The sequence below is a fragment of the Dyella halodurans genome, from assembly GCF_026283925.1.
Taxonomy (GTDB): Bacteria; Pseudomonadota; Gammaproteobacteria; order Xanthomonadales; family Rhodanobacteraceae; genus Dyella; species Dyella halodurans.
Genome location: NZ_JAPDPF010000002.1, coordinates 132848 through 158608, shown reverse-complemented (window position 1 = coordinate 158608; position 25761 = coordinate 132848). Strand labels below are relative to the sequence as shown.

Genomic DNA, 25761 nt, shown 5'->3' with positions numbered 1-25761 from the left:
CGATCTCAGGCAACCTTGTCCATGCCGCGCATATACGAGCGCAACGCCTCGGGCACGGTGATCGAGCCATCGGTGTTCTGATAGTTCTCCATCACGGCGACCAGGGTGCGGCCGACGGCGAGGCCGGAGCCGTTGAGCGTGTGCACCAGTTCGGGCTTGCCGGTTTCCGGGTTGCGTACGCGCGCCTGCAGGCGACGCGCCTGGAAATCCTCGAAGTTGGAGCAGCTCGAAATTTCGCGGTAGGTGTTCTGGCTGGGCAGCCACACTTCCAGGTCGTAGGTCTTGGCCGAGCCGAAGCCCATGTCGCCGGTGCAGAGCAGCACCTTGCGGTACGGCAGGCCGAGCAGCTGCAGCACTTTCTCGGCGTGGCCGACCATTTCTTCGAGCTGGGCGTAGGAGTCGCTGGCGCGGGCGATCTGCACCATCTCGATCTTCTCGAACTGGTGCTGGCGGATCATGCCTCGCACGTCGCGACCGTAGCTGCCCGCCTCGGCGCGGAAGCACAGCGTGTGCGCGGTCATGCGCAACGGCAGGGCATCGGCTTCCTGGATGGTGTCGCGCATCAAGTTGGTCAGCGGCACCTCGGCGGTGGGAATCAGGTAACGCTTGCTGTCGCCCACCTGGGTGGCGAACAGGTCTTCCTCGAACTTCGGCAGCTGGCCGGTGCCGAGCATGCTGTCGGCGTTGACGATCACCGGCACGTTGCATTCGAGATAGCCGTGCTCGCCGGTCTGCAGGTCGAGCATGAACTGCGCGAGTGCGCGATGCAGGCGGGCCAACTGGCCGCGCATCACCGTGAAGCGCGAACCGGACAGCTTGGCGCCCGCCTCACCGTCCAGCCAGCCATGACGCTCGCCGAGGTCGACGTGATCCTTGACCGGGAAATCGAACTGCCGCGGCGTGCCCCAGCGCAGGATTTCCTGGTTGTCGTTTTCGTCCTTGCCCAGCGGCACGGACGCATGCGGGATATTCGGCAGGCCGAGCGAGATCTCGGCGAGCTTGGCCTGGACGTCGGCCAGCGCTTGCTCGTTGGCCTTGAGCTTGTCACCGATGCCGGCCACTTCAGCCATCAGCGGAGCGACGTCCTCGCCTTTGCCCTTGGCCTGGCCGATGGCCTTGGACCGCGTATTGCGCAGGTTCTGCAGTTCCTGGGTCTCGGTGGACAGCTGCTTGCGCTGACTCTCCAAGGCCTCGATGGCGGCCACGTCGAGCGTGAAACCACGGGTTTCCTTGAGGCGCTCGGCGGTTTCGGCCAGGCGCGAGCGCAGCAGTGCAGGGTCCAGCATGATCGATCCAGGATGATGACTCGGAACGCGGGATTATCGCTGGGTGGCCGTGATGGCCGCAATGTCGGGGGCGGCGGGCCGCATGAGGCATCGCGAAACCCCGTCTGTGCGAGCTTCCTCTCCCCGGAGGGGAGAGGAAGCTACGAGCGCGCCCCCTAGAACGTCTTGCGCCGACGCCCGAGCCACCAGGCCATTACTGCACCGGCCAACAGCCAGCCAATTACCTGCTCGACCAGGGCGGCTACCGTCAGTGAGGAAGGAAAGCGATACCAGTTCCAGTACGGCACCATGTCGCTGAGCCAGGCAAAGACTGCAAAGGCCAGCGCAATGTACATGCGCTTGATCAAGCCGAACGGCCCTAGTGCCATCACAAAGGCTAGAGCCAGTGCGGCCAAGGTGTCCGAAGCCCACTGCCGTGGCAGTTGCCGGGTCATATTGGAGAGATCCTCGCCCTGCGGCATATAGACCACCCACGCATAGGGTGACGCCTGGGACTTGGTGGAGTACGCGGCGATGGTGGCCTTGTCGCCCATCTTGTTGGGATCGATCGACGGCAGGATATACACGCCGGGTTCCGCGCCCAGCCCCTGATGCAAGCTGCTGAGCACCACATCCTCATTCACCGGTTGGTGAATGCCGGGGTTACCCAGGCCCAGCGCCAAATGGGCGATGGCGCCCCACAGAAACATCACGATGCCGCCCAGCAGTGCCGCTACGAGTACGCGCATGGTCCGCTCCCCACGAAACCTTCGGTGGGCCGAATCTATGCCCCCGGTGCGACAGGCCGCAAGCTGTGTCGCAGCAAGGCAACCCAGGGTGGCCGAGTCATGGCGGATGCATAGCTCTCAGACGGAACGTGCCATGCCAATCGGCAAGCTTGCCACGCGCTGCATCTCGGGCTCGTCCCATAGCGAGGGATCATGCAGGCAGGCGAGCGCGAAATCATGGGCGTCGTCGCCCCAGAACAGGCGACCGTCCAGGGAGAGCGTGGGTACGCCAAACACGCCCTCCTCCATCGCGGCATCGAAATTCGCCTTGAGTTGTGCCTTCACTGCAGGCTCGGCGATAGCTGTCGCCGGATCGGCAATACCCAGGCGCGCCGCCACCGGTGCCAGTGCATCGACGCTATCGCCCGCGTGGCCCCGCCCCCAGATCCAGTCAAAGATCGCGTCGGTTGCCTCCACGCTGCTGCCGGCAGCGATGCATAGCCGCAGCGCTGCCAGCGGATTGAACGGATGCGTAGGCGGAAAGCGCAGTGACTGACCGGCCTGGCGGGCGCGCCACAAGGCGTGGCGATAGGTGAATTCGCGTTTGACCGGGATTTCCGCCGGGCCCTTCTGGCCGCGGCGGTCGAGCACGCCGGCGAACAGGATGGGACGCAGGATGACCGGATGCGTCGCGGCTAGCGCCTTGACCTTGGGCCATTGCAGCCAGGCGAAGGGGGAGATGAAGTCGAAATACCAGGTGATGGGCATGGCGGACCTCGAGAGCATTGTTGGGGTTCGTTCGCGAATACGGACCCTGGCCGACTAGGGCAAAGGATGGACTCACGGAATCGTCATCCCAGCGGAAGCTGGGATCCAGCGACTTTGCTGTGCCCTAAAGGCACTGGATTCCAGCTTTCGCTGGAATGACGAGCAAAAACCAAGGCGGACTGTAGCTGAGTGTCACTTGTTGCGGGCTTGACGCCGCGCCTCACGCAAACTCAACAACTTCTCGCGCAGCTTCAACTCCAATCCGCGCTCCACCGGTTCGTAGAACACCGTACCGTCGAGCTGGTCCGGCAAACACTGCTGGTCCAGCGCCACACCGCCTTCGGCATCGTGGTCGTACTGGTAGCCGGTGCCGTAGCCAAGGCCCTTCATCAGTTTGGTTGGCGCATTGCGCAAATGCATCGGCACGTCGAGCGTGCCGGTTTCGCGGATAAGGGCGCGTGCGTCGTTATAGGCCTTGTAAGCCGCGTTGCTCTTGGGCGCGATCGCCAGCCAGATGGCCAGCTGCGCCAGGCCCAGCTCGCCTTCCGGACTGCCCAGGCGTTCATAGGTGTCCCACGCATCCAGCGCCATGCGCCACGCGCGTGGCTCGGCCAGGCCAACATCCTCCACTGCCATGCGGGTCATGCGGCGGGCGAGATAAAGCGGGTCGACACCACCGTCCAGCATGCGACACAGCCAGTACACGGCAGCGTCGGGGTCGGACGAACGCACGGATTTATGCAGCGCGGAGATCTGGTCGTAGAACTGCTCGCCGCCCTTGTCGAAACGGCGCGTGCGATCGGCCAGCACCTGGGTCAGCGTGGTGTCGTCGATGCGATGGTTCTCGGCCAGTTCCGCAGCGATCTCCAGCAGCGTCAGTCCGCGGCGCACGTCACCGTCGGCCGCGTGCGCGATCAGGCGCAGCGATTCGTCCGAAACCTCCAGCGCCATCTCGCCAAGGCCGCGCTCGTGGTCGTGCAAGGCGCGCTTGAGCGCAGTGACGATGTCGTCGATCGTCACCGCTTCGAGCACATGCACGCGGCAGCGCGACAGCAGTGCGGAGTTCAGCTCGAACGACGGGTTCTCGGTGGTGGCGCCAATGAAGATGATGACACCGCGCTCGATATGCGGCAGGAAGGCATCCTGCTGAGCCTTGTTGAAGCGGTGTACCTCGTCCACGAACAACACGGTGCGGCGCCCCTGCGCGAAATTGGCTTCCGCCTCGGCCAGCGCCTTGCGCACATCGGGCAGGCCCGACAGCACGGCGGAGATCGCGCGGAAGTCGGCATCCGCATAGCGCGCTACCAGCAGTGCAATCGTGGTCTTGCCGCAGCCTGGCGGCCCCCACAACACCATGGAGTGCACGCGTCCGGCTTCCAGCGCGCGCCGCAGCGCCTTGCCGGGCGCCAGCACGCGTTGCTGGCCGACGATTTCGTCGAGCGTGCGCGGGCGCATGCGTTCGGCCAGGGGCTTCAGATCATCGGACTCGGCAAACAGGCCCGGGGCGTCGTACATATCGCGGCGTGACATGCCCGGAATGATAGGACATCGAGGCGCCACGAGCCGCAAAGACAGCGCGGGCCAGGTACGCGCGGTGCGCGGCGACGCTGTATGAAAACCTGAACTGGCGCACGGAGCGAGCCTTTATCATTAGCCTGATAATGCTTGTTTATTACGAACCTTAGTGGTTTCTTATAATTGCCTTAGAGGATTATCTTCATCTCTCTTAGCGTTGTCTTAGCGCAATTTGTTTCGATTATCTACGAAGAATAAAATAATCATTTTGTTGCCAAACTGTCATACAGCCCAATTACGGTGACGTTCCGCTTCACACCTCAATAACAATCCAACGGGCTCCCCCATGACACGGCAGAATAAGGCGCTTTATTTGCGCTCTCGGACGACTATTGCTCTTTGCCTGGCCGCGGCACTCGCGTCACCCGCCTGGGCTGGCGACGCCACCTCGGCAGACAGCAGCGCCGCGACGACGGCGGCCAAGAACCTGGACGCGGTCCAGGTCACCGGCACCGACGTGATCAGCAATATTTCACCGACCCAGGGTTCGGCCATCGCCACCCAGCCGCAGTCGATCATCAACAGCCTGTTTATCCAGAAGAACGTGCCGCCGACCGGCGACTACACCGATGCGATCGCGATCGCGCCCAGCATCTCCACCGTGGCGCCGAACGGCCCGGGCCTGATGGAGGCTCCGGTGGTCGCCATGCGCGGCTTCCAGGACGGCGAGTACAACGTCACGTTTGACGGCATTCCCTGGGGCGACCCGAACGACTTCACCCATCACTCGACCTCGTACTTCAACAACGCGACCACCGGCAGCATCCTGATCGATCGCGGTCCGGGCACGGCCAGCACGCTGGGCAACGCCACCTTCGGCGGCACCGTCGGGGTGAACTCGCTGACGCCGTCCGACCACTTCGGCATCGAGCCCTACCTCACCTTCGGCAGCTGGAGCACCGAGGTCCAGGGCGCGACGTTCAACACCGGACGCATCGACCAGACCGGCGGCACCACGGCCGTGATCAATGTGCAGAACAGCGACTCGGACGGCTACCTCACCTACTCGGGCCAGCGCCGTCAGAACGTGTTCGCGAAGGTCGTGCAACCGATCGGCGACAACACCACGCTGACGTTCGCCGGCATGTACAACAACATCACCCAGTACGTGCCGTTTGGCGCCACGGCCGCCCAGATCGCCCAGCACGGTCCGAACTTCGCGCTCAGCAACGATCCGACCAGCCAGAACTACTACGGCTACAACAAGGACGACATCAGCACCTACCTCGGCTATCTCGGCCTGCACTCGGAGTTCTCCGGCTGGACCATCGACAACAAGGTTTACACCCTCGCGTACAACCACTTCGGCTACAACGGCGAAGACCCGAACGGCGAGACGCCGAATGGCACGATCTACGGACCGGACAACGTCCCTGGCCAGCGCATGCGCAACTGGTATCGCTCCTGGGGCGATATTTTCCGCCTGACCAAGGACCTGGGGCCGGGCGAGATCCACACCGGCTTCTGGTACGACGACCAGGACAACCTGCGCTGGCTGCATGAAGTGGATGCGACGCTCAATGGCGCGCCCAATGCGGTGCCGGCGTCGGCGGCAATCGACCGCAACATGGACGACACGCTGAAAACCTTCCAGCCCTACCTGGAATACCAGTGGAACATCACCGACGCGGGCTACGTGGTCGGCGGCGTGAAGTATGTCGATTTCAAGCGCGAGATCGATGCCTCGGTGAACCAGAAAACGCTGGATCCGCTGGACTACTCCAAGGACTGGACCAAGGTCCTGCCCTCCGCCGCGCTGCACTGGCAGTTCAGCTCGAACTGGACGGCCTACGCGCAATGGGCCAAGGGCTTCCTGGCACCCAACCTCAACACGTTCTATACCGTCTCGCCGCAGGACAGCAGCAGCCTGCAGCCGCAGCAGACGATCAACCGCCAGCTCGGCACCAACTGGAACGACGATCGCCTGACCTTGTCGGCCGATGTCTACTACATCAACTTCAACAACAAGATCGAAAGCCGCAAGGTCGGCGGCATCACCGAGTTCTTCAATCAGGGTGGCGCCATCTACAAGGGCTTCGAGATGGAAGGCAGCTACCTGCTCGGCGCCGGCTTCAGCGTCTACGCCAACGGCTCGCTGAACCGTGCCACCGACTCGACCACCAACCAGTGGCTGCCGAACGCACCGAGCAAGACCGCGGCGCTTGGCGTGATCTACAACCAGGGTCCGCTGTATGCCTCGCTGATCGACAAGTTCGTCGGCTACCGCTATGGCGACACCGGACAGACCCAGCCGTTTGGCGGCTACGCGATCACCAACTTCGCCGCCAGCTATGCGTTTACGGACATGGCGGACCTGAAGGAAATCCGCGTGGGCCTGCAGGTCTCCAACCTGTTCGACAACAAGAGCATCTACGCGCTGGCCGGCTACACGGCGCAGGACAACACGCCGCTGTATTTCACCATCCCGGAACGCAGCTACATGGTCACGCTCTCGGCGAAGTTCTGACCATGATGCGCATGACGATCCTCGGGCTGGCACTGTCGCTGGCCCTCTCCGCCGCTGCCTCTGGCAGCGGCGGTTCCACCCCGGACCTGGTGGCCGTGCTGCCGCCTCCGCCTGCCGCAGGCTCGCTGGCGGCGCAGCACGAGCTGCAGACCGTGCTTGGCGTGCAAGCAAGCCGCACGCCGGCGGACGAAGCGGCTGCCCGCGCGGACAACGAGCATTCGGTGTTCCGTTTCGCCGACGTCTTTGGCAGCAGCTTCGAGGCAGCCAAACTGCCGCACACGGCAGCCTTGTTCGCACGACTGGTCATTTACGACAAGGCGGCCGTCAAGCCAGCGAAGATCTACTGGCATCACCCGCGCCCACCGATCGTGTCGGCACAGGTGCAGCCGCTGGCGCAGGAGAAGGCGGACGACTGGAGCTATCCCAGCGGTCACGCCACGCTGGGTTATAGCGAAGCCGTGTTGCTGGCCAACATGGTGCCGGAGAAGCGCGCGGCGATATTTGCCCGCGCCGACCTGTACGCCCAGCATCGCGTGGTGATGGGCGTGCATTTCCCCAGCGATATCGAAGCCGGCCGACTGGCCGGCACCGTCATCGGTGCCGACTTGCTGCATGACCCGGATTGGCAAGCAGACTACGAGGCGGCGCGGCTTGAGTTGCGCGCCGCGCTGAAACTGCCTACCACCCCTCCCAAGGACGGACCGGGCTGATCGCCCGCACGGCGGCATCGGCCAGCAACACCGGTGCCGCCAACAAGGCCTGCCTGGGTAGTGGACTCTACTGAACTTCGTTGCGGCGGCCGGACAACATCCTTCGCAAGGTATCGTCCCGCTGCACGTAATGATGGAACAGCGCGGTGGCGGCGTGAACGATGGCCAGCCACATCAGCACGTCGCCTGCCGTCTCATGGACATCGCCGATGCGATGGGCAAGATCGCTGTTGCCGACGCCCAGCACGGGCAACGGCAGGCCGAGCAGGTTCCACGGCTTGCCCGCGGCGAACATCATGGCCATGCCCAGCAGCGGCACGGCAAAGGCCAGCAGGTACAGCGCCAGGTGAACGAGCTTGCTGAGCATGTCCTGCCAGCGTGGCGGCTGCGGCGATATCGGCGGCACCGCCGACCGCGCGCGCGCGAGCAGGCGCGGCACCATCAGCAGCAGCACGGCCATGCCGAACTGCATATGGGCCCATTTGACGCCGCTGCGCATGGCCGAGCCGCGCGGAAACCAGCCCCGGATCTCAATCAGCACAAGTGCGCAGGCAACAAGCAAGGCGATCAGCCAATGCAGACGGCGCAACCACGGCGCATAACGAATAGTGGACACGGCAACCTCGGTGGTATCGAAAGGGACAGCGGCATGGCGGCGACCTCGTTGCCGACGTCGACCCATGCCAGCCTAGCCAATGTCGCCGAAGCTGGCTTTGATCCGGCTTAGCATCCACGGGCGACCTGGGCGCCATCTCGCTTCACCACGGGGTGCGCTGTCGTCCTCGCATGACTGGGCATGTCAGCAAGCAACCCGCTACGGCTATCATCTGCTCTCACATGTGGCATCCATGCTGCGGTGAGGTGAAATGTCACATCAACAAAGCAGGTTTTACCCGGACGGGAGGGTGGCCGACGGCACTGTCCTGCCGCGGCGTGCCTCGCCCGCGCCAGCATCGCCTGCTTCAACGTCGTATGCAGGCAGCGGCCGGCTTCATCGCCTGTACTCTTGGCTGGCCTTGCTCTTTATCCTGTTGCTGCCATGCAGCGCGGTGCGTGCCGAGGATCCCTGGGCGCCGTTCGATGCGCCCTGGTTCGACCGGCTCGGCATCAACGACGGCTTGCCGCATTCGATCGCAACGGCGATCGTGCAGGACCAGCGCGGTTTGCTATGGGTCGGCACCATAGGCGGACTGGTCCGCTACGACGGTTATCGCATGCAGGTGTTCAGCGTGGCGGCCGGTGGCCGCTCGGGCCTGCCTGACGCCTATGTGCGCAGCCTGCTCGCCCTGCAGGATGGCGGCGTGCTGATAGGTACCAATGCGGGAGGACTGAGCCGCTTCGATCCTGTCAGCAATACGCTGCGCAACTATCCGATTGGCCGGGGCGGCACCTCGGACCGCAAGATCTACGCGCTGGCGCACGACCGCGACAACGGGGTCTGGATCGCCACCGACCACGGCCTGGATTACCTGGACCTGCGCACCAACCGCATCGTGCCCGTGGCGACGGGCGACGACGCCTCGCCGCGGAATTTCAGCGTGCTGCAGGATGACGCAGGCAATCTGTGGCTGGGCAACAGCAAGGGCCTGTTCTTCCGCCGCGCCGGCTCGCACGCCTTCGTACGTCCACCGCGCCCCGACGGCAGCATCGACACCGTGCTCAGCGACGGCATCTGGGCTATCCGCGAGGACCGCGAGGGCCGACTCTGGGTCGGCAGCACGCAAGCGGGCGCCGCCTACCGCGATACCGACGGCCATTGGCAAGGCGTGCCAGGATTCAGCGGGTTCGAGCAGGACCACGCACGCCGCGCCACCGTGCGCGATTTCCTGGAGATTTCAGCCGACACGCTGTGGATCGGCACGGACGGCACCGGCGTGCTGGCCTACTCGCCCGGCGCCGCCGGTGTACGCGCGATCACTCACGACACCGCGGTGCCGTCGTCGCTGCCGGGTGACTCCGTGCGTGCGCTGATGCAGGACCGCTCCGGCAATGTCTGGGCCGCGACCGATCTCGGCATTGCGCGGCACGACCCGAATGCGCGCACCGCGTTTGCGCTGCAGCCGTCGGCCCGCACCGACCGCGCGATCGCCAATACCAATGTGCGTGGCATCTACGTCGACAAGCGTCAACGCATCTGGCTGGGCATGAGCTCGGGACGCATCGATGTGATCGATCTTGGCAAGGGCCAGATCCGCCACCTGCAGCTTGGCGGCAACCAGGCCCGGCGCGACGTGCAGGCGTTCGCCGAAGGGCCGGATGGCACCATCTGGATAGGCACCCAGGGGCTGGCGCGGGTGGATCCGGACACTTTCGTCCTGCAGGACTCCCTGCTGGCCGAGCTCGACGAAAAACCCGTGCTGAGCCTGCTCAGCGATGGCGAGCAACTGCTGATTGCCACCTACGACGGCGTCTATCGCTACAACACCCACACGCACGCCGTGGTGCATTTTCGTCATGCGCCAAACGATCCTGGCAGCCTCTCGAGCGACACCGTACGGCACATCGCCGCGGTGGATCACACCATCTGGTACCTCACGGCTTACGGCATCTCGATCGCCGCCAACCCCTTGCAGACACGTGACTTCACCCGTGTGCTGAATCGCCCTGGCGATCCAACCAGCCTGCCGAACGACCTGGTCACGTCGATGGCGACCGATCCGGAAGGACAGCAATGGATCGGCACCGCCGGTGGCCTGAGCCTGCTGGAGCAATGGGACAAGCAGGGCACGTTTCGCTTCCGCCACATCGGCAGCGCGGAAGGACTGGCCAGCGATAGCGTCAATGCAGTGATGTCCGACGACAACGGCAACCTGTGGGTCAGCCTGCCCAATGGCGTGGCCATGATCGACGGCTCCACCCATACCGTACGCAACCTGGGTATTCGCGACGGCCTGCGCATCGCCAGTTACATCTATGCGGCCGCGGCCCGCGCGCCCACCGGCGAGCTGCTGTTTGGCGGGCTCGGCGGACTTACGGTGATCCGGCCCGACTGGCGTCCGCCGAATACGCCTGATCCCCCTTTGATCGCCACCCAGGTCGAACTCAATGGCGTGCCCATGCCGTTCGGCAAGCTGCCGCGCGCTGGCGAATCCTTGAAGCTGGGGCCGCATAGCCGCAGCCTGCGCGTGGACTTTGCCCTGCTCGACTACCAGGCACCGTCGGAAACTGCATACAGCTATCGCATGGAGGGATTCGACGAGACGTGGAGCGAGGTTCCGCGGGGCAGCCTGCCCTCGGCGATCTATACCAACCTGCCCTACGGCGAATACACCTTGCACCTGCGTGCCACGACGCGGGGCATGCAGCCGCGCCGAATCGAGACGACTTTCCAGGTACTGGCGGAGCCACGCTGGTATGAGACCGTGACCGCCAGGGTCATCGCAATCCTGCTGCTGCTTGCCGTGATGGTCGGGCTGATCCAGCTACGCACGCTGTACCTGCAACGCAAGGCCCGCCTGCTGCAACAGCAGATCGACATGCATACGCGCGACCTGCGCGCCGCCAACCTGCGCCTGGACGAGCTGGCCAACACCGATGAGCTGACCGGCGCCTGCAACCGCCGACGTTTTTTTGCGCTGGCAGAGGAAGTCCGCCAGGCAGCGCCGGATGGCGGCGCCTGCATCGCCCTGCTCGACCTGGATCACTTCAAGCAGATCAATGATGGCCATGGCCACCTGGCCGGCGATGCAGTGATCCGCGCCGCATGCGCGGCGATCCTGCAACAGTGCCGCGAGGATGACCTGGTCGGCCGCTACGGCGGCGAAGAGCTGGTGATATGCCTCCCCGGCGGCACCTTGGCGCAGGGCATGGCCGTGGCAGAACGTATTCGCCTGGCGGTGGCCGAGCAGCACGCCGTCCACGAGGGCCGCCCGATCGCCGTGACGGCCAGCATCGGCGTGGCTGCCTATCGCGCAGGCGAGAGCCTGTCGCAATGGCTATCCCGTGCAGACGAGGCGCTGTATCAGGCCAAGCACGCCGGCCGCAATCGCTGTGTGGCGGCGTTGTGAGGCTGGCTGGTGTAGGAGCGCACCCTGTGCGCGACCGGCGCTCGCCTCTGTTCCTATCGCTGCCGCCAGCGGGCCGTTTAGGCGGTGCGCTGGCGATGATGATTAGGGGGGACTGAGGAGACGTCCATCGCGCACAGGGTGCGCTCCTGCACGGGATCGCTATCGCGGGAATGCGTGGGGTGTTTTTCGGCCACCGCCGAGACGTGGAACAGGATCTCAGCCCGTCGCCAGCCTACGTTGCCGATAAATCGCATAAGCCAGGCCCACCACGCCCGTAAGCACGGCCGGCACCAGCAACACGCGCTCCTGCCAGGCCAGGAAACCGAGTGCACCCAGGGTGGCGCCGACGATGAAGTGGCTGGCCACCAGCAGGCATACCTGCACGCGCAACCTGTCCACCGGCAACCCACGCAAGCGCTGGCCCATGTAAATGCCGAGGTCGGTGAAGATGCCGGAAAGGTGCGTGGTGCGGAACGTCGCGCCGCTATACGTGCTGACCATGGCGTTCTGCAAGCCACAGGCTGCCGATGCCAGGTACAGGCCGAGATCGTGCTGGCCGTGGATCAAGGGCGTCGCGGCAAACAACAGCACCGACTCGATCATCAGCACGACGCCGTAGCGGCGCCCCAGCTGCAGCACGCTCTGCTGCACGATAAAGCCACTCAACACCGCGCCGGCCAAGAACGATCCGATGGCCAGTGCCCAGTGCGCGACCTCGGTCGCGTCGAGGCGGGCCAGCGCCAGACCCAGCTCGGTGCTGGTGCCGGTCAGGTGGGTGATCGGCTGATGCCGAAAACAGAGATAGCCGACGGCATTGATGCAGCCGGCGATCAGCGCCAGCAAACCGCCGCCGATCCAGGCCCAGCGCGGCAGCTGACGCAGCACGGCCGCGCTCAGTTCTTGATCGGCTGGGTGCTGAGCACCGGCACGTCGCCGATGACATCGGCGCCCGGCGGCGGCACGAAGTTGAACGTCGCCGGTGCAATCGGCGCGTTGCGCTGCCAGGCGGAGAAGCGGATATCGGTGGTAGCGCCGAGCTGGTCGCGGAACACCATGCGGGCCAGGCCATTGGCGTCAAAACCGAGGTCCGCATAGTCGAACTGCGGGTCCTTCGCGGTCGAGGTGAGGCGCAGCCAGCTCAAGCCATCGTGCTCGCCCTGCTCGGCGACCTGGAAGTCCTTGTCCATCTGCTTGAGATCGGTCAGCACGGTCAGCGGGCTGTGCGATTCCTCGGAACTCTGCACGCGCACGGTGACCTGCTCGAGGTCCGGGTCGTACAACCACACGCGGCTGCCGTCGGCAACGATGGTCTGCTTGTACGGCGTCAGCGTCTCCCAGCGGAACTGGCGCGGCGCCTCGAGCGCCAAGGTGCCGGTGCTGGTCTTGGAGCCACTGCCGTTCGCGTCGGTCAGCGACTGGGTGAACTTGCCGGTGAGCGAATGCAGGCCGGTGGCGAAGGCGTCGAGCTTGGCGCGCGCCGGGCCGGCGGCGGCCTGGGCGAAACCGGTCAGCGAAAGCAGGAGCGCGGAGGCGACGAGAACAAGCGAGCGTTTCATGGGGACCCTGTGGGTGGAGCAATGCGCGAAGTCTGCGGGGCTATAGCTTAATGGCGACTGGGCGATTCGGGTCGACACGAAGCCTGGTTGCCGCCCCCTCACCGTCATCCGACCCTCACCGTCGCCCCTCCCTCACCGTCGGGCCACCCTCACCGTCATCCCAGCGAAAGCTGGGATCCAGCGACTTTGCTTTTGTCGCGTAGCCTGCCGCGAACAAAGGCACTGGATCCCAGCCTTCGCTGGGATGACGAGCAGAGGTGCGGAGCTCCCGAAGTCCCAGCCTGACCAGCCCTTCGGCTGTCGAGAGCCGCTGGGATTTCGGGCAAATAGTCAGTTCTTCGGCGGTGGCGGCGCCAGCACTTCGCGGTTGCCGTTGTGCTGGGGTGCGCTGACCACGCCGTCCTGCTCCATCTGTTCGATCAGGCGGGCCGCGCGGTTGTAGCCGATGCGCAGGTGGCGCTGGACGCCGGAAATCGACGCGCGGCGCGACTCGGTGACGATGCGCACGGCGCGGTCGTACAGCTGCGCCTCGGCGTCGCCGCCCTCTTCGCCGTCCTGCGGCAGGCCGGAGTCGTTGATGAATTTGCCGTCGCTGGTGGCCTGCACCTCTTCCAGCACGCCTTCGATGTACTGCGGCGAACCTTGCGCCTTAAGCCAGTTCACCACGTTATGCACCTCGTGGTCGTCCACGAAAGCGCCGTGCACGCGCTCAGGCGTGGCCGTGCCCGGCGGCAGGTAGAGCATGTCGCCGTGGCCGAGCAGCGCCTCGGCACCCGATTGATCGAGAATCGTGCGCGAGTCGATCTTGCTCGACACCTGGAACGCGATGCGGGTGGGGATGTTCGCCTTGATCAAGCCGGTGATCACGTCCACCGACGGACGCTGCGTGGCCAGCACCAGGTGCACGCCGGCGGCGCGCGCCTTCTGCGCGAGGCGGGCGATCAGTTCTTCGACTTTCTTGCCGACGATCATCATCATGTCGGCAAACTCGTCGATGATGATCACGATGTATGGCAGCGGCTCCAGCGGCTCGGCCGCCAGGTTCGGCATTTCCGGGTTCGGGCGGAACAACGGGTCGAGCAGCGGCTGGCCGGCGTTCTCGGCGTCCTTCACCTTCTTGTTGAAGCCGGCGAGGTTGCGCACGCCCACTGCGGCCATCAACTTGTAGCGGCGCTCCATCTCGGCCACGCACCAGCGCAACGCGTTGGCGGCTTCCTTCATGTCGGTCACGACCGGCGCGAGCAGATGCGGGATGCCTTCGTAGACCGAAAGCTCGAGCATCTTCGGGTCGATCATGATCATGCGCACGTCTTTGGCACTGGCCTTGTACAGCAAGCTCAACACCATCGCGTTGACCGCGACGGATTTGCCCGAGCCGGTGGTACCGGCCACCAGCAAGTGCGGCATCTTGGCCAGGTCGGCCACCACCGGTCGGCCGGCGATGTCCTTGCCCAGCGCCAGCGCCACCGGCGACTTCATCTGGTCGTACTTGTCCGAACGCAGGATCTCCGAGAGATAGACGATCTGCTTGCGGGTATTGGGGATTTCCAGGCCGATCACGTTCTTGCCGGGAATCACGTCGACCACGCGCACGCTGACCACTGAAAGTCCGCGCGCAATGTCCTTGTCCAGGCTCGATACCTGCGAACCGCGCACGCCCGCGGCGGGCTCCAGCTCGAAACGGGTGATGACCGGGCCGGGATACACGCCCACCACCTTGGCCTCGATGCGGAAATCCTTGAGCTTCAGCTCGACCTGGCGCGACAGCACTTCCAGGGTTTCCTCGGAATAGCCCGGGCCCTGCTCCGGCGCTTCATCGAGCAGCGACAGCGGCGGCAATTCGCCCGGCGCCGAGGCCCCGGTGAACAGCGGGATCTGCGTTTCCAGCCTGGCGCGCTCGCTCTTCACCACCGGCGCCGGCGGCACTTCGATGCGCACGGGTTCGCGCTTGGCCTGCTTGACTGCCTCGACCTTCTTGACCACTTCGCGCTCGGCGCGTGCCTGGCGGGCGGCCAGCACGTCCGGCGCCTCGCGCAGCTTGCCGCCGAACCAGCCGGCAAAGCGCAGGACGCCCTGCCCGGTCACATCCATCACGCGAAACCACGACAGGCCGGTGGCGAGCGTCACGGCGACCAGGAACAAGGCCAGCAGCAGCAGCGGCGCGCCTTTGTCGCCCAGCGCATGGATCAGGCCGCGCCCCACCCACATGCCGATGATGCCGCCCACGCCTTGCGGCAGCACGGGCTCATCATGAAAGTTGAGATATAGCAGTGCCGGCGCCGTGATGAAGAAGAACACCGAGCCGATCAGCCGCAGCGAAGGCTCCCACGGCTGCACGTTCTTTTCGCCGCGGTGGCGCAGCACCTGCACGCCGAGCACCAGCAACAGCAGCGGGAAGAAATAGGACACCAGTCCGAAGATGTAGCGCAGGACATTGGCGATGTTGGCACCGACCGCGCCGCCAAAGTTCATGGCGTGCTCGGCCGTGCCGACATGACCCCAACTGGGGTCCTGGTCGTTGTAGCTGAACAGGCAAACCAATAGGTACAAGGCCAACGGCAGCAACAGCAGTGCCCCAGCCTCGCGCAGACGGCGCTTCAGCTCTTCGCTGAGGCCCTCGCGCTCCTTTTCCTTCTTGACGTTCGCGCTACGCGCCACCGTATTCCTTTTCCTGATGTCTGTACTGAAGAGTGTCCGGCCACGCCAGGCATGGCCGGTCTTTCCAAGTCCCCGCACGGGCGGACAAAACTTACGCCATGCCCTTGACCGCTGGATGAACCAGCACATCACGGCCCAGGTCGATCCCCTGACGCAGCGGTTCGATCGGGCGCCGTTGGTTGCCGGCGGCTGGACGCTGCACGAGGGGAAGAATAGCGGGAGAAAGCGCCATCGACGAGCGCTGCCGCACAAAGTCCGCCACGCGTTTCGCGCCAGTCCGCGAAACGGAGCGATCCACGCCGAGGCGTCGCAGCCTTGAATAGACCTGCGGTCTTCCCCATCCTTGCGGGTTCGGGCGCAACGCAGCGGTCCTGGCGATGCGACTGGAAGAAACCGTTACCAGGGCTGGAGCGAATGACCCACCGGGTCACCGGCGAATCCGCAGGATTCCAGCCAGGACCCGGAGGTCGTTTTCACATTCCCATCACATGGCGATGCCAAGCCACCAGGCAGATGTCGAGGAAAGTCAAAGGGATATCCATGGCGCGGCGTCAAAACCTGCCAGGCATCCCCCAGGAAATACGCCACCGCACCCGCCAGTCGCCCGGGCATGGCCACCTCACGCCAGGCTGGGTTTCACCACCCAAACCACCGATCATTACCGCCTCACCACGCGGATAGAAGGAAAGCATGAACACAGTCACCAAGCACAGCCGCCTGCTGATCCTCGGCAGCGGTCCCGCCGGCTACACCGCCGCCGTCTACGCTGCCCGCGCCAACCTCAAGCCGACCATGATCACCGGCCTGCAGCAGGGTGGCCAGCTGATGACGACCACCGACGTGGACAACTGGCCGGGTGATGTCGAGGGACTGCAGGGTCCGGCGCTGATGCAGCGCATGGCTGAGCATGCCGAGCGTTTCCATACCGAGATGGTGTTCGACCATATCCACACGGTGGATCTCAAGCAGCGCCCGTTCCGCCTCAAGGGCGATTCCGGCGAGTACACCTGTGATGCGCTGATCATCGCCACTGGCGCCACCGCCAAGTACCTGGGCATTGCCAGCGAGCAGCACTTCAAGGGCAAGGGCGTGTCCGCCTGCGCCACCTGCGACGGCTTCTTCTTCCGCGAGCAGGAAGTGGTGGTGATTGGCGGCGGCAATACCGCGGTCGAGGAAGCGCTGTACCTCTCCAACATCGCCAGCAAGGTCACCCTGGTCCATCGCCGCGACAAGCTGCGCGCCGAAAAGATCATGCAGGACAAGCTGTTCGAGAAGGCCGCGGCCGGCAAGATCGACCTGGTGTGGAACCACACCGTCGACGAAGTGCTGGGCGACAACTCCGGCGTGACCGGCGTGCGCGTCAAGGACATCAACACCGGCGAGACGCGCGACATCGCCGCCACCGGCTTCTTCGTCGCCATCGGCCACACGCCGAACACCGGCATCTTCGACGGCCAGCTCGACATGCACGACGGCTACATCAAGATCCGCACCGGCCTGAACGGCATGGCCACGATGACCTCGGTGGCCGGCGTGTTCGCTGCCGGCGATGTGGCCGACCATGTGTATCGCCAGGCGGTGACCTCGGCCGGCTTCGGCTGCATGGCCGCACTGGACGCCGAGCGCTGGCTCGATCAGCAAGGTCCGGCCTCCTGAATGGCGGTTGCCACGCTGCATTACATCCATGACCCGCTGTGCGGCTGGTGCTATGCCGCACAGCCGCTGGTCAGCGCGGTGGTCGACACGCTCGGCGGCCGCGTTGCGCTGAAGCTGCACGGTGGCGGCCTGTTCGACGAGCCGCGCACGCTGGAACCGGAGCTGGCCGAGCACATCGTGCATGCGGACGAACGCATCGCCTCGCTCAGCGGCCAGCCGTTCGGCAAGCCGTACCAGGAGGGCTTGCTGGCCGAACACGGCACGGTGTTGTTCTCGCTGCCGCCGATTGCCGGCGTGTTGGCCGCCCAGGCGCTCGATGCCGGCCAGGCGTATCCCATGCTGGTGGCGATCCAGAACGCGCACTACCAGCAAGGTCTGCGCGTGGTGGAACCGTCGGTGTTGACCGAGCTGGCGGAAACGCTGGGCCTGGATGGCGAGGCATTCCAGCAATCCTTTGCCAAGGTCCAGGGCACGCCGACGCTCGAGCACGTCCAGGATAGCCGGCGCCTGCTCGGTGAACTGGGTGGCCAGGGCTTTCCCACGCTCGCGCTGGAAATCCACGGCAAGCGCCAGTTGTTGCCGCATCACTACGATTACGGCCGGCCAGCCAACTTCGTCAATCGCATCGCCGCGCTGCTGCCGGCGGTACATTGAGCGCATGCTGCCAGCCCGCCTGACGCTCGCCCTGACCGCCATCCCGGTGCAAGCCCGGATTCGGTTTCGTCCGGACGTTGGCGGACTGGCCCAGGATGGCTGACCCTGCCCCATCGGCGCCTATCGTGACCGACGTCCGCTTCCATTCCAGCATCGACGATATTCCCGCCCACGCCTGGGACGCCTTGCGGCCGGACGACAATCCCTTCGTGTCGCACGCGTTTCTCGCCGCGCTGGAGCGCACCGGTTGCATTCGCGCAAACTGGGGCTGGCAGGCCCATCATCTGTGCCTGTACCAGGATGGCCAGCTCATTGCCGCTGCACCGCTTTATCTCAAGGGCAATTCGCACGGCGAGTTCGTCTTCGACTGGAGCTGGGCCAGCGCCTGGGAGCGGGCCGGCGGCGATTACTATCCGAAGTTGCTCAACGCCGCGCCCTACTCGCCCGTGCCCGGCCCACGCCTGCTGGCCGGCAACGGACCGCAGGCCGCGGCGCGGCGGCAGGCGCTGGCATCGGCGATGGCCGCGTTCGCCAAGCGCATGAATATCTCGTCCGTCCATGCGAATTTTCTGCGCGAGGAGGAACTCGCGGCGTTTGGCGACGAGTGGCTCGCGCGCTCGGACATCCAGTTCCATTGGCAGAATCGCCAGCACGCCGAGTTTGCCGACTTCCTGGCCGCGCTGAACCACAAGAAGCGAAAGAACATCCGCCAGGAGCGCAACCACGTGGCCAGCTGCGGGCTGGCCATCGAGATGCGCGGCGGCAGTGGGCTCAGCGTGAATGAATGGCGGCGGATTCACGCACTCTACGAGTCCACCTTCGACGCCAAGGGCAATCACGCGGCGTTGACGCGCGCGTTCTTCCTGAGCCTCGGCGAGACGCTGGGCGATGCCGTGCAGGTGGCGATGGCGCACGACGGGCATGACATCGTCGCCATGGCGCTGTTCCTGCAAAGCAACGACACCTTGTACGGGCGCTACTGGGGTGGCGACGTGGACGTGCCAGGGCTGCACTTCGAGCTGTGCTACTACCAGGGCATCGAGCATGCGATACGCCACGGCCTGCAACGCTTCGAGCCCGGCGCCCAGGGCGAACACAAGCTCGCCCGCGGCTTCCTGCCGGTACGAACGCATTCGCGCCATTACCTGGTGAACGAGGATTTCCGCGCCGCCGTGCGGGCGTCGCTCGTGCAGGAGGACGCGGCGGTGGAGGAGTATGCCCAGCATCTGCACTCGCACAGCCCCTACGCGCTGCGCTGACAGCGCAACGCCGCGCCGGCGCCCTAGCCAAATGAGAGCGAAGCCACCTTGCCGGCCTGATCGATGCCCAGGCCGAACTTCAGGATGCTGCCCGGCCCGAACTGGATCAGGTAATCAAACCAGGTCACCGCGCCGTCGACACGCCGGCCCTTGAAGACAAACGCCGTTGGCGCGCCGTAGGGCGAGAACTGCTTGGCAAGGCGTGCCGACAGACCGGCTTTCAGCTTGGCATCGAGCTTGGCGCCAAAGCGTGAGGAGTCCTCGCTGCCACCCTGCAATTGCGTGAACGTCGCCCTGGCGGCTGCAGTCATGGCGGTATCCTCGCCCGCCGCTGGCTTGCGCATGGCGGCGTAGATCTCCGGATAAAGCTCGTTGAAGATCGCCGTCGTGAGCATTTCACCCGGCTCAGGGTTATCCCCGTTGTTGGTGAACGCGATGATGCGAACGCCCTGCTTCGGAAAGTACTCGTTCGCCGTGGTGAATCCGAACGAGCCACCCGTGTGCCCTACCCTTGGCTGGCCTTCCACCGAGTCGACGAACAGGCCGAGTCCGTAATCGGCGCTACCCTTTTCCGTCGTCATCACCGACGTACTCATCAAGGCATAGTCCGCCGGGCTGACGATCTTGCCGCCCATCAAGGCCTGGTTCCATTTCTGCAGGTCGCCCAGGGTGGACACGAGATTGCCTGCCGCCCAGCCAAACGTGTCGTGAATCGTCGGCGCACGTTCGAGTCGCCCCTGCGCATGCCGGTAGCCGATCGCCATCACCGGCAGATGGGCTTCGTCCGCGACGGTAAAAGTCTGCGTCAGGCCGGCGCTATCGAGCAGATGGGTTTGCACGTAATGCCGGTAGGATTCCTGCGACACCACCTCGATGACGCGCCCCAACATGAGATAGCCGGTATTGCTGTACGACCAGCGGCTACCTGGCGCGAAATCGAGCGGCTTGTCCTTGATGCGCGCCACCAGCTGATCAAACGTGGCCGGCCTGGTCGCCGCCTGCTCGATATCCGGCCCATCCACGTACTCGGGCAGGCCGCTGGTATGCGACAGCAGCTGGCGCAAGGTCACTTCGTTGGCGTGCGGGGCGTCGGGCAGATACGTGGCCAGCTTTGCATCGATGGTGAGCTTGCCGGCTTCCTGCAGCTGCAGGATCGCTGCCGCGGTGAACTGCTTGGTGATCGAACCGATCTCGAACCAGGTATCCACGCTGGCGGGCAGATGGCCGTCACGGTCGCGCAAGCCGTACGCCTGGCGATAAACCAGCTGCCCATCCTTGAACACGGCAATCGCTGCGCCAGGCGTTTCCGTACGCTGCAGCACCGCATGCACGTCGGCGTCGATGCGCTTGTCGACGGCGGGAGCGGCGGGCATGGCCGCTGCAGCCAGCGAAACGGACCACAAGGACATCAGCCAGGGAAATCGCGGCATGGAAATGCTTCACCTTCGAAGGGGCCATCATGCTAATCACATCCTCATCCGGTTAGCATCTGTCGGGCGGCACACGCCGACCATTCCGCACTCACCCGATGGGCCACGATGATCCGCTTGCCCCTGCTCGATTCAGCCAGGCCGGAGCACTTTCCCGATCCGCGCAAGGCGCTGAACGAACCGAACGGCCTGCTGGCCTTCGGCGGTGATTTGTCGTCGCGACGACTGCTGGCCGCCTATGCCCAAGGCATCTTCCCCTGGTTCAACGAGGACGAGCCGCTGTTGTGGTGGTCGCCCGATCCGCGTTGCGTCTTCCACACGCAGGCGCTCAAGCCCAATCGCAGCCTTCGTCGGCGTCTGGCGCAGGTGTCCTGGCGCATTACCGTCGATCACGCCTTCCGCCAGGTGGTGGAGGCTTGTGCCGCGCCCAGGCCAAGCCAGAGCGGCACCTGGATCGTGCCCGCCATGGTTGACGCCTATACCCAGCTCTACGAGCTGGGCCATGCCCACAGCGTCGAGGTATGGGAAGGCGAGCGGCTGGTGGGCGGCATCTACGGCATCGCCGTGGGTCGCCTGTTCTGCGGCGAGTCCATGTTCAGCGCCGAAAGCGGCGGCTCCCGCGTGGCCTTGATGGCGCTCGCCCGGTTGCTGCAGCGCTGGGATTTCCCACTGATCGACGCGCAGGTCACCAACGCCCATCTCCTGCAACTCGGTGCCGTGGAGTACCCGCGTGCACAGTTCCTGCGCATGGTGGCGCAGATCACCCACCTGCCCGGACAACCCGGCCGGTGGACGGAGTTCACGCCGCTGGCGCAGTTGTAGCGCGCCGGTGCCGCCGGACACGTGTCGGGCGCACGGCCGCCCGGTGCGCAGCGCAGGCGCCATCCATTCGGCATGGCGTGCTAGGAAATCGTGATAAAGCCCCAGATGCGCAACAGGTCGGATATCCCGTTGATGATGAACTGCACGCCAATGCAGACGAGCAGAAAGCCCATCAGACGTGCCGTGGCATCGACGCCGGTCTCGCCGAGGAAACCCACGATCTTGGTCGCCCCGCGCAGGCACAGCCAGAAGACCAGCGCGAACAGCACGACCGTGATGACCACCGAGGCATGCACCAGGGGCGACATCAGGCTGCCCGGAAAGCCTGACGAGGCACTGATGATGAAGGCGATGGTGCCCGGCCCCGTGGTGCACGGCATGGTCAGCGGAATGAAGGCGATGTCTTTCAACTTGGCCGACTCGCCGTGCGACGCCATCTCCACTTGCACGTCGTCTTCGCCCACGCGCGCAGGGGGAAACAACATGCCGAAACCGATATAGGACACGATCAGTCCGCCAGCGACACGTAGCCCGGGAATCGAGATGCCGAAGCCGCTGATGATCGCGTTCCCTGCGTAAAAGCACAGCAGCAGCATGATCACCACGTAGATCGTCGCCCGGTTGATCTGCCGGTTTCGCTCGGCTTCCGGATAACGAGCGGTGAGCGCCAGCAACACGGTGGCGCTCGTCAACGGGTTGGCGATCGGCAACAGTCCCAGCAATCCCAGCGCGACATTGTCGAGCAACGTGAGCATAGCGGTCTGCTTCCCTGGAGGTAGCCAAAGCCCGGCGCCTGGTACGGTCGCCAGCGAACTGCTGCTGGCAGGACAAATACGCATTGCCTACGACAAGAATCCGTGAAGACCGCTCATGACAGGGATCGCGTCCGCCTGGAAGTGACGCCGCCATTCACCCTTTGAACAGGTGTGGCACGAAGCAGCTGGTGTTCCGGGTGATGCGGTCGGCGTCTTCCCTGATGCCCATGCCGACAGCGGTATGGCCAACCACCCAGGAACCGACCAGGGCATGGCGATTATCGAATACTGGCAGCGGCGCCAACGCCTGATAGATGCACGGCTCGTCGGCACGAGGTTCTGGCGCATTGCTGTCCAGCACGATGACGCCGGCACCTTCCCGGCCCCAGCAGGGTTTACGCACCACGGCGCCCTCGATGTCTGCGCGCACGCGACTGGCAGCGAGCAGATTGGGGTGTCCTGGAAAAAATTCCCACAGCAACGGCAAGATGGCCTTGTTCGACAACAGCATTTTCCACGCTGGTTCCACCCAGCGCAGAGGGGCGTCCAGCAAATGGTCCGCAAACGGTTCGGTGAGTAGCCATTCCCACGGATAGAGCTTGAACAAGCGCGCAATCGGCGCATTGTCGAGATCAATGAAGTCACGTCCCGACCAACCGACCTGTTCGATATCCAGCGCCGTTGCGCGATGGCCCGCCTGCAGGCAGGTATCGAGCAGGTAGTCGGTCGTCACGGCGTCTTCGATGTTGTCGTAGCAAGCGGCGAAGTGCACATGCGAGGCCTTGGGCAAGATTTGCCAGCGTTCGACCAGGGCTTCGTGGATGGCATTGAACTGGTCCGCATCCGGTGCGACGTCCTGCAACCAGTACCATTGCGCAACGGAGGCTTCGAATAGCGACGTCGGCGTATCTGCGTTGTATTCCAGCAGTCGCGGCGGCGCGCTGCCGTCATAGACGAGGTCCATGCGGCCATACAACGCCGGCTCGCGATCCCACCAGCTCCGCTCGACCAGGGTGGCGGCGCGCGCATCGATACCGAGCGCGTCGTAGCGACCAGCACGTACGATCCGGTCGACCGCCTCCAGACAAAGCGCATGCAACTCGTTGGTGGCGGCTTCGATCTCGTCGATTTCCCGCGCATCGAAGAGGTAACGCGCGTCTTCGCGCCAATACGGTTGGCCGTCAATGGTATGGAAGGCGAAACCGAGGGATTCAAGCCGCGCGCGCCAGTCCGGGCGTGGCTGACAGGCCTCGCGCCGCATCAACCGCCTCGTGCCGCTACGCGGCCGGACGAACCGAAGCCACCGCGCGTGCCAAGTTCCACCGAACGCGGCCCTTCCGCCACGCCACCGGCGACCCCGCCCGCACCCAGCGTGCGGCCTGGTCCTGGGTCCGCAGCGTCACCGCCGCCGCCACTGCGATACCAGGGGCCGTAATAGTGCAGTCCACCAACGTTCGAACCCACGGCCGTGTCTTCCTCACACTGGCCGGTGGAGTAGTCGTGAACACAACTTTCAAAGTTGTCGTAACGATTGCGCTGTACATCCTGGCCATGGCCCAGGACAGACAGCCCGACGATGGCCGCACCGCCCAAGGCGGCCAAGGGCACCGCAAGCGAGCGCTTCTGCAGGCGTGGCGGGAGTGGCCGAAACTGCGCATCACGCCGCACGGGCGGGCTGCTGGAGGGGCGCCACTCTCCCGGACTGCCGGGTTTCTCTGGGTAGCTCATGAGGTGCTACGAAGTCATCGCGGCAGCGTTGACGACACCCACCGCGACGGCGACCCCGGCAGCCAGCACGGCAACAGCGCGATTGTCCGACTCGATCTGCGCGGCCAGGTCGTGAATCAGCAAGCGCATGGCCACGTGGGCCAGCCATTGAACGACCAGGGCAACCACGCCCCAGACGGCCAGGTCCAGCATGCTGACACTGTGCGCCATGGCGCTGGCCAGCGGTGCGGCAAAGCCAAGCAAGGCACCGACCAGGCTGATCGCTGCCGCCTGGTTGCCATGGCGAATCAGCTCAAGTTCGCGCTGCGGCGTGAGCCAGATATGGACGGTGCAAAAGAGCGCGAGAAAACACACGCCGAACCCGAAATACGCGGCAAACGCCGGCAGCGTTGAAAGTTCCGGCAACACGGTGATTTCCCCTGTACACGCGCCCGCCCCGGGCACGGACGGAGTGTAGCGCAGGGGTCCCGCGGGTCGTCCACTGTGCCGCCGTCAGCAGATTGCGGCACCGTCGACGCCAATCGCCTTCATGTCGTCGTAATGCTCCAGAAACAAACCGACGATCTGGGGATCGAGCTGGGCGCCGGCGGCGTTGCGCAGATAGTCCAGCACTTCGTGTTCCGGCCACGCGGACTTGTACACGCGCGGATAGCTCAGTGCATCCCATACGTCGACCACGCTGAAGATGCGCGCCGCCAGCGGTATCTCTTCGCCACGCAGGCCACGCGGATAGCCGGTACCGTCCCAGCGCTCATGGTGCGCGTAGGGAATCTCGATGGCCGGCCGCAGGAACGCCGTGCGCATCAGCAGGTCCCGCCCAAGCGTGGTGTGCGTGCGCATCAGGGTCATCTCGTCCGCGTCCAGCGGGCCGGGCTTGATCAGGATCGCATCCGGCAAGGCCAGCTTGCCGATGTCGTGGAGCAAGGCACCGAACCTGACGTGACGCAGCGCATCGCCCTCGATGCCTGCGCGGCGCGCCAGCGCCACCGTCATGCGCATCACGCGCTCGGAATGATCGCTGGTTTCCTTGTGCCGGATGTCCATCGCCGACACCAGGGCGCGCAACGATTGCTCATTGCCGTTGACCAGCATGTGATTGAGGTTGTCCAGGCGCCGCATATCGCGCCCGATCAGCCAGTACAGCAGCAGGCCCGTACACAGCACGAACAAGCAGGCCTTGACGCTGTGCAATAGCGCCAGCGAATGTGGCTCGTGCACTAGCGCATACAGCACGCGATCCGAAAACACGATCCACAGCCACGCGGCCACTACGTAGATGATCACGGTGCGAAGTTGTGGCTTGATCGTCATCCTTGCCTCACGCGGACTTACCCTCCGGTGGCATCAGGTTAGACCCTCGATGCCGGGGGGCGAGCATACCCTTGAGCGTGCGCATGGAAAGAGCATGGAGTGTGTCGCGCGTCACATCAAATCTCTTCGGGCTCGATCAGCACGTCGACCAGTTGCCCAACGCCCAGGCCGGTGGCGGCAAACAAGGCCTCGTCCAGCAACAGCCAGAACGCGCCGGCGCGCTCGACCACAGCGCCCTGGAAACTCTGCCCGTTGAGGCTGCCGCGGACCCGATGGCCGTGCCCGCATTTCCATAGGGGCCGTGCCGGCGTGGACCACTGGCTCACCGGATCGAACGGTAGCGGCACCAGCCGTTGGTTGTGACCACTCTGCACGGCAGCACGAAATGCCACGGCGCGATGCCTGTTCATCC

At 64.8% G+C, this 25761-nt stretch carries 23 protein-coding genes; 7 read left to right on the top strand and 16 right to left on the bottom strand.

Annotation, left to right across the window (positions count from 1 at the left end):
- Positions 1-5 precede the first annotated feature (5 nt).
- The 4 genes from serS to OUZ49_RS04475 form a co-directional block, all read right to left on the bottom strand.
- Positions 6-1286: a serine--tRNA ligase gene (serS, locus tag OUZ49_RS04490; RefSeq protein WP_266148783.1), complete on the bottom strand. Its 1281-nt coding sequence runs from the start codon at positions 1284-1286 to the stop codon at positions 6-8.
- A 155-nt stretch (positions 1287-1441) separates the two neighbouring features.
- Complete coding sequence (locus OUZ49_RS04485) at positions 1442-2014, bottom strand: hypothetical protein (protein WP_266148782.1); 573 nt, start codon at positions 2012-2014, stop codon at positions 1442-1444.
- 117 nt (positions 2015-2131) lie between these two features.
- On the bottom strand, positions 2132-2761 hold the full coding sequence (locus OUZ49_RS04480) for a 2-hydroxychromene-2-carboxylate isomerase (RefSeq protein ID WP_266148781.1): 630 nt from the start codon (positions 2759-2761) through the stop codon (positions 2132-2134).
- 192 nt (positions 2762-2953) lie between these two features.
- Positions 2954-4291, bottom strand: a complete 1338-nt coding sequence (locus OUZ49_RS04475; protein WP_266148780.1) for a replication-associated recombination protein A — start codon at positions 4289-4291, stop codon at positions 2954-2956.
- Positions 4292-4622: 331 nt separating this feature from the next.
- Here OUZ49_RS04475 and OUZ49_RS04470 point away from each other — a divergent pair, with 331 nt between their 5' ends.
- Together OUZ49_RS04470 and OUZ49_RS04465 are read left to right on the top strand one after the other, a co-directional pair.
- Positions 4623-6803 carry a TonB-dependent receptor gene (locus OUZ49_RS04470; RefSeq protein ID WP_266148779.1) on the top strand — a complete coding sequence of 727 codons (2181 nt, stop codon included), beginning with the start codon at positions 4623-4625 and terminating at the stop codon, positions 6801-6803.
- Between the two features lie 2 nt (positions 6804-6805).
- Complete coding sequence (locus OUZ49_RS04465) at positions 6806-7513, top strand: acid phosphatase (RefSeq protein WP_266148778.1); 708 nt, start codon at positions 6806-6808, stop codon at positions 7511-7513.
- Positions 7514-7580: 67 nt separating this feature from the next.
- Here OUZ49_RS04465 and OUZ49_RS04460 read toward each other — a convergent pair whose 3' ends face one another.
- On the bottom strand, positions 7581-8129 hold the full coding sequence (locus OUZ49_RS04460; RefSeq protein ID WP_266148777.1) for a cytochrome b: 549 nt from the start codon (positions 8127-8129) through the stop codon (positions 7581-7583).
- A 289-nt stretch (positions 8130-8418) separates the two neighbouring features.
- Between OUZ49_RS04460 and OUZ49_RS04455 the strand changes: the two genes are divergently transcribed.
- Positions 8419-11520, top strand: coding sequence for a ligand-binding sensor domain-containing diguanylate cyclase (locus OUZ49_RS04455; protein ID WP_266148776.1), 3102 nt, complete (start codon positions 8419-8421; stop codon positions 11518-11520).
- A gap of 216 nt (positions 11521-11736) precedes the next feature.
- Here the strand turns inward: OUZ49_RS04455 and OUZ49_RS04450 are convergent, their stop codons facing one another.
- The 4 genes from OUZ49_RS04450 to OUZ49_RS04430 all read right to left on the bottom strand — a co-directional run bounded on the left by OUZ49_RS04450 (position 11737) and on the right by OUZ49_RS04430 (position 15996).
- The gene (locus tag OUZ49_RS04450) at positions 11737-12405 is read right to left on the bottom strand and encodes a YoaK family protein (RefSeq protein ID WP_266148775.1); all 669 of its coding nucleotides are present in this window, start codon (positions 12403-12405) and stop codon (positions 11737-11739) included.
- Positions 12406-12413: 8 nt separating this feature from the next.
- Positions 12414-13076 carry an outer membrane lipoprotein periplasmic chaperone LolA gene (gene lolA / locus OUZ49_RS04445; RefSeq protein WP_266148773.1) on the bottom strand — a complete coding sequence of 221 codons (663 nt, stop codon included), beginning with the start codon at positions 13074-13076 and terminating at the stop codon, positions 12414-12416.
- Positions 13077-13406: 330 nt separating this feature from the next.
- The gene (locus OUZ49_RS04440) at positions 13407-15734 is read right to left on the bottom strand and encodes a DNA translocase FtsK (protein ID WP_323134911.1); all 2328 of its coding nucleotides are present in this window, start codon (positions 15732-15734) and stop codon (positions 13407-13409) included.
- A gap of 91 nt (positions 15735-15825) precedes the next feature.
- Positions 15826-15996, bottom strand: a complete 171-nt coding sequence (locus tag OUZ49_RS04430; RefSeq protein WP_266149412.1) for a hypothetical protein — start codon at positions 15994-15996, stop codon at positions 15826-15828.
- 428 nt (positions 15997-16424) lie between these two features.
- Between OUZ49_RS04430 and trxB the strand changes: the two genes are divergently transcribed.
- The 3 genes from trxB (at position 16425) to OUZ49_RS04415 (ending at position 19303) form a co-directional block, all read left to right on the top strand.
- Positions 16425-17390: a thioredoxin-disulfide reductase gene (gene trxB, locus OUZ49_RS04425; RefSeq protein WP_266148772.1), complete on the top strand. Its 966-nt coding sequence runs from the start codon at positions 16425-16427 to the stop codon at positions 17388-17390.
- Complete coding sequence (locus OUZ49_RS04420; protein ID WP_266148771.1) at positions 17391-18044, top strand: DsbA family protein; 654 nt, start codon at positions 17391-17393, stop codon at positions 18042-18044.
- 125 nt (positions 18045-18169) lie between these two features.
- Positions 18170-19303 carry a GNAT family N-acetyltransferase gene (locus tag OUZ49_RS04415; protein WP_266148770.1) on the top strand — a complete coding sequence of 378 codons (1134 nt, stop codon included), beginning with the start codon at positions 18170-18172 and terminating at the stop codon, positions 19301-19303.
- A gap of 23 nt (positions 19304-19326) precedes the next feature.
- Here the strand turns inward: OUZ49_RS04415 and OUZ49_RS04410 are convergent, their stop codons facing one another.
- Positions 19327-20733: a serine hydrolase domain-containing protein gene (locus OUZ49_RS04410; RefSeq protein ID WP_266148768.1), complete on the bottom strand. Its 1407-nt coding sequence runs from the start codon at positions 20731-20733 to the stop codon at positions 19327-19329.
- 108 nt (positions 20734-20841) lie between these two features.
- On the opposite strand from OUZ49_RS04410, the gene aat reads away from it, so the two are divergent.
- The gene (gene aat, locus OUZ49_RS04405) at positions 20842-21555 is read left to right on the top strand and encodes a leucyl/phenylalanyl-tRNA--protein transferase (RefSeq protein WP_266148766.1); all 714 of its coding nucleotides are present in this window, start codon (positions 20842-20844) and stop codon (positions 21553-21555) included.
- 80 nt (positions 21556-21635) lie between these two features.
- Here the strand turns inward: aat and OUZ49_RS04400 are convergent, their stop codons facing one another.
- The 6 genes from OUZ49_RS04400 to OUZ49_RS04375 all read right to left on the bottom strand — a co-directional run bounded on the left by OUZ49_RS04400 (position 21636) and on the right by OUZ49_RS04375 (position 25759).
- The gene (locus OUZ49_RS04400; RefSeq protein WP_266148764.1) at positions 21636-22310 is read right to left on the bottom strand and encodes a MarC family NAAT transporter; all 675 of its coding nucleotides are present in this window, start codon (positions 22308-22310) and stop codon (positions 21636-21638) included.
- 154 nt (positions 22311-22464) lie between these two features.
- The gene (locus tag OUZ49_RS04395; RefSeq protein ID WP_266148763.1) at positions 22465-23571 is read right to left on the bottom strand and encodes a glutathionylspermidine synthase family protein; all 1107 of its coding nucleotides are present in this window, start codon (positions 23569-23571) and stop codon (positions 22465-22467) included.
- Positions 23571-24038: a hypothetical protein gene (locus tag OUZ49_RS04390; protein WP_266148762.1), complete on the bottom strand. Its 468-nt coding sequence runs from the start codon at positions 24036-24038 to the stop codon at positions 23571-23573. The genes OUZ49_RS04395 and OUZ49_RS04390 overlap by 1 nt, the downstream gene beginning before the upstream one ends.
- Before the next feature lie 6 nt (positions 24039-24044).
- Complete coding sequence (locus OUZ49_RS04385; protein WP_266148761.1) at positions 24045-24446, bottom strand: DUF350 domain-containing protein; 402 nt, start codon at positions 24444-24446, stop codon at positions 24045-24047.
- 84 nt (positions 24447-24530) lie between these two features.
- The gene (locus OUZ49_RS04380) at positions 24531-25349 is read right to left on the bottom strand and encodes an HD-GYP domain-containing protein (protein ID WP_266148760.1); all 819 of its coding nucleotides are present in this window, start codon (positions 25347-25349) and stop codon (positions 24531-24533) included.
- Positions 25350-25465: 116 nt separating this feature from the next.
- Positions 25466-25759 carry a DUF1905 domain-containing protein gene (locus tag OUZ49_RS04375; protein WP_266148759.1) on the bottom strand — a complete coding sequence of 98 codons (294 nt, stop codon included), beginning with the start codon at positions 25757-25759 and terminating at the stop codon, positions 25466-25468.
- Positions 25760-25761: the final 2 nt, after the last annotated feature.

Coding starts and splice junctions, on each gene's coding strand:
- aat (WP_266148766.1), top strand. CDS start 20,842: ATGATCCGCTTGCCCCTGCTCGATTCAGCCAGGCCGGAGCACTTTCCC.
- OUZ49_RS04485 (WP_266148782.1), bottom strand. CDS start 2,014: ATGCGCGTACTCGTAGCGGCACTGCTGGGCGGCATCGTGATGTTTCTG.
- OUZ49_RS04470 (WP_266148779.1), top strand. CDS start 4,623: ATGACACGGCAGAATAAGGCGCTTTATTTGCGCTCTCGGACGACTATT.
- OUZ49_RS04400 (WP_266148764.1), bottom strand. CDS start 22,310: ATGCTCACGTTGCTCGACAATGTCGCGCTGGGATTGCTGGGACTGTTG.
- OUZ49_RS04395 (WP_266148763.1), bottom strand. CDS start 23,571: ATGCGGCGCGAGGCCTGTCAGCCACGCCCGGACTGGCGCGCGCGGCTT.
- OUZ49_RS04410 (WP_266148768.1), bottom strand. CDS start 20,733: ATGCCGCGATTTCCCTGGCTGATGTCCTTGTGGTCCGTTTCGCTGGCT.
- lolA (WP_266148773.1), bottom strand. CDS start 13,076: ATGAAACGCTCGCTTGTTCTCGTCGCCTCCGCGCTCCTGCTTTCGCTG.
- OUZ49_RS04375 (WP_266148759.1), bottom strand. CDS start 25,759: ATGAACAGGCATCGCGCCGTGGCATTTCGTGCTGCCGTGCAGAGTGGT.
- OUZ49_RS04420 (WP_266148771.1), top strand. CDS start 17,391: ATGGCGGTTGCCACGCTGCATTACATCCATGACCCGCTGTGCGGCTGG.
- serS (WP_266148783.1), bottom strand. CDS start 1,286: ATGCTGGACCCTGCACTGCTGCGCTCGCGCCTGGCCGAAACCGCCGAG.
- OUZ49_RS04475 (WP_266148780.1), bottom strand. CDS start 4,291: ATGTCACGCCGCGATATGTACGACGCCCCGGGCCTGTTTGCCGAGTCC.
- OUZ49_RS04390 (WP_266148762.1), bottom strand. CDS start 24,038: ATGAGCTACCCAGAGAAACCCGGCAGTCCGGGAGAGTGGCGCCCCTCC.
- OUZ49_RS04480 (WP_266148781.1), bottom strand. CDS start 2,761: ATGCCCATCACCTGGTATTTCGACTTCATCTCCCCCTTCGCCTGGCTG.
- OUZ49_RS04380 (WP_266148760.1), bottom strand. CDS start 25,349: ATGACGATCAAGCCACAACTTCGCACCGTGATCATCTACGTAGTGGCC.
- trxB (WP_266148772.1), top strand. CDS start 16,425: ATGAACACAGTCACCAAGCACAGCCGCCTGCTGATCCTCGGCAGCGGT.
- OUZ49_RS04465 (WP_266148778.1), top strand. CDS start 6,806: ATGATGCGCATGACGATCCTCGGGCTGGCACTGTCGCTGGCCCTCTCC.